The sequence below is a fragment of the Rhodococcus sp. CX genome, assembly GCF_015865005.1.
Classification (GTDB): Bacteria; Actinomycetota; Actinomycetes; order Mycobacteriales; family Mycobacteriaceae; genus Rhodococcus.
The window spans coordinates 2,826-5,977 of the sequence record NZ_JADZGH010000156.1; the positions used below are offsets into that span (position 1 = coordinate 2,826).

Annotated in this window: 4 protein-coding genes; all 4 read left to right on the plus strand. The window is 65.5% G+C overall.

What is annotated here, in order from left to right:
* Nucleotides 1-234 precede the first annotated feature (234 nt).
* Nucleotides 235-462, plus strand: a complete 228-nt coding sequence (locus I0Q12_RS16185; protein ID WP_197252882.1) for a hypothetical protein — start codon at nucleotides 235-237, stop codon at nucleotides 460-462.
* A 6-nt stretch (nucleotides 463-468) separates the two neighbouring features.
* Nucleotides 469-813 (plus strand): DUF1036 domain-containing protein, encoded by a 345-nt coding sequence (locus I0Q12_RS16190; RefSeq protein WP_197252883.1) that lies wholly within the window; start codon nucleotides 469-471, stop codon nucleotides 811-813.
* Between the two features lie 58 nt (nucleotides 814-871).
* Nucleotides 872-1,561: a matrixin family metalloprotease gene (locus I0Q12_RS16195; protein ID WP_229581879.1), complete on the plus strand. Its 690-nt coding sequence runs from the start codon at nucleotides 872-874 to the stop codon at nucleotides 1,559-1,561.
* A gap of 61 nt (nucleotides 1,562-1,622) precedes the next feature.
* Nucleotides 1,623-3,152: CHAT domain-containing protein (locus I0Q12_RS34900; protein WP_197252884.1), on the plus strand; the 1,530-nt coding region annotated here is incomplete at its 3' end.

Consider the following 3,152-nt stretch of genomic DNA (forward strand, 5'->3'; position numbering starts at 1 on the left):
AAGGGCTCCTGTCACGCGGGGTCTTCCGCGAAGATTCCGCATCCACCCCGTGGACACAATCACCAGAATCAGCGTGACTCGAACCCAGCCGCCGATCGACTACCCACAATCCACGACCCGCCCTCGTCGGAGTCGAGGACAAGCGGCGCCGAATACAGGTAGCGCGCTACTCGTGACCGTCGCTACTGCACCGGCACAGACTGAGAATCCGCACCATCCCCACGAGGAGGAACCATGACGGATTCCCGAAGCTCTTCTCGCGAACCGGAACCCACCGCCGATTTCGGCGCCCCCGTGTTCGCCGGAACGGAAATCGACCAGAGTGTCGGATTCGACGACTCGCCCGGCGTCGCCGACGTCCCGTCCGAGGAGGGCGCGCACGCGCTCGAGCCGTGCAGCGAAGGTGACATCCCCACGGCATCCGTCGCCGACCTGATCCGCCAGTACACACCTGAAGGGTGATCGACGATGGAAATCCGCTTTCGCAACAACTATCCCGCCACGGTATCGGTGGCGGTGATGTTCTACAGCCCCGGAACCTGTGGCAATCACGGTAATTGGGGGACGCGCGGCTGGTGGAACATCGCACCCGGACAGATGGCGCATGTACTCAACACCACCAACCGATTCATGTACTACTACGCCGAGGCCGGCGACGGCGCCCGGTGGGTCGGGAACTTCGGTCCGATGTACGTCTACCGGAACAGTTTCGATTCGTGCATCAACATCGGATCCACGGCCGCGATCGGTCGCGTAGGAACACGGCAGATCGACACCGGAGGAAAGAACACGATCGTCAACCTGAACCCCTGACCCCTACCCGAACCGGGGGGATCGTCCGTCCCGCCGGAAAACCCATCGAGGAAATGCCATGACCGAAAACAATGCCCGACATTTCTGTTCACTGGTGTTGCCGCCACAGGCCACCGAGAAGACCCGGGCCGCGCTGCTGAAGGAATCGAAATGGGGCGTCGGAGATCGGGTCACCGTCCGATTCCTCGAGGGCGATCCGGACCTGCGGCGACGGGTACGCAACGTCGCAGAGGAATGGACCGGGGAGAAGATGGCGAATCTCTCTTTCCGCTTTGTGGATTCGGGTCCGGCGGACATCCGGATCGGCTTCGAACAGGGCGACGGATCCTGGTCGTACCTGGGCACCCAGTGCCGGCAGATCCCTCCGGCGGAACGCACGATGAACTACGGGTGGCTCACTTCCTCGTCGTCCGACGACGAGCTGCGCCGCGTCGTCCTCCACGAGTTCGGGCATGCGCTCGGGCTCATCCACGAGCATCAGAACCCGAACCGTCCGATCGCGTGGAACCGCCGGGCCGTCATCGCCGACCTGTCGGGTCCGCCCAACAATTGGGATCCCGCGACGATCGAGCACAACATCTTCAAACGGTATGACCCGAGGTCGGTTTCGGCCACGCCCACCGATCCGGACTCGATCATGATGTATCCGATTCCGGCCCGGTGGACCACCGACGGATTCTCCGCGGATCTCAATTCCGAACTGTCCGATACGGACAAGGAGTTCATCCGTGATGCCTACCCGTGGTGAGCATCGGACTCGGGAGGCCGGTCGTTCCGTGACCGGCCTCCTGGCACGTACCGTGCGGGCGGTGGCGAAAGTCCTCGCCCGCCTCCTTGCCCTGGTCCACCGCGATACCGACCTCGACGAAACCGAAGCGGCACCGGATGCGACAGTGGCCGAGACATTTCCGGAGGATCGAATCCTCGAATCCGCCCCGGCACCCGAACCGTCGACCGGCACCCGCACGGCTTACGCACGGCTCGACGCGCCCGATCGAGTCGCCCCGGGTGGTGTCTTCGAGCTGGATGTGGGTCTCGCGGAGTCACCCGGACACGGCGTCACGAGTCCCCAACCTCTCTCGGTTCCGGACACGGAATTCACTTTGACGGTGACGGTTTCGGCCGACGGCTTCGAGGTGCTGGGTGGCGCCTCGCTTGTCCGCACCATCGCCGTGAATCCCGACGATCCCTATCCGTACGACGTGATCCGGTTGCGTGCGATCGACGACGTCGCCCTGACGCCGGCCCGCAGCATCCTTGCCGTGTTCGCGATCGAGGGTCGCACGATCGGGATCGCCACCAGGTCGGTGGTGGTCGGCGACGGTGCCGTCCCCGCCGAGCCCGAGCGAGCCGGCGTCGATTGGGTGCTGCCGACCGATCCGGACACGCGGCCCGATCTGGAACTGGTGGTCACGCCCGGCAACGACGTCGGCGGGCAGCGCCTGTTCTGGTATTTCCGGTCTCCGCATCCGACGGTCGGTGACGGCAGTTTCGTCGCCGCGGATCTTCCTGTGACGGTCGCGACCACCGTGCGGCAACTACTGAACGGCGTCGAGGACCGCACGACCCTCGACGATCTGCCCTACTACCTGCGCGGCGTCGGCCGGCGTATCGCCGACGCGATTCCCGATCCGGTATGGCAGGCATTGAAGGCCACGGCCGACGCGGTGGAGGGTCCGCCGAGTGTGCTGCTCGCGTCCGCCGACCCGTACATCCCGTGGGAGCTGGCCCGCATCCCGTGGTGCCACGACGACCCGCCCCTCCTCGGTGCGCAGACCGTCATCGGCCGCTGGCCGTACCTGGCGAACGGCCGGAGCCCCGCTCCCGCTCCCCGCCTCGAACTGGATTCGATGGCCGTCGTCTTCGGGGAGTACTCCGGCGGTGAGAATCTCGAGGAGGCTGCGCGGGAGGCCGCCCACCTGCGTGCGCACTATGCGGCGCAGCCCGTCGACGCACGGATGAGGGACATCCTGCGCTGCCTCGACGGCACCCCGAGGGCAGACGCGCTGCATCTCGCGGTGCACGGCAACTTCGACCCGACCGGCATGCGCGACGGTATCTACCTGGTCGACGGCAACTATCTGAGCCCGGTGTCCGTCGAAGGAGTCGAGTCGAGCCCGATTCGGCTGGCGTTCCTCAATGCCTGCCAGCTCGCACAGGGCCGCGAGGTGTTCGGCATCTATGCGGGTATGGCGTTCGCACTGTTGAACATCGGCGCCGAAGCGGTGGTCGCACCGTTGTGGAAGGTGAACGACACCGCGGCCCGTGAACTCGCGGCGGCGTTCTACCCCGCCCTGTTCACCGATGTGCGATCGCCTGCCGAATTCCTGCGTGAATCC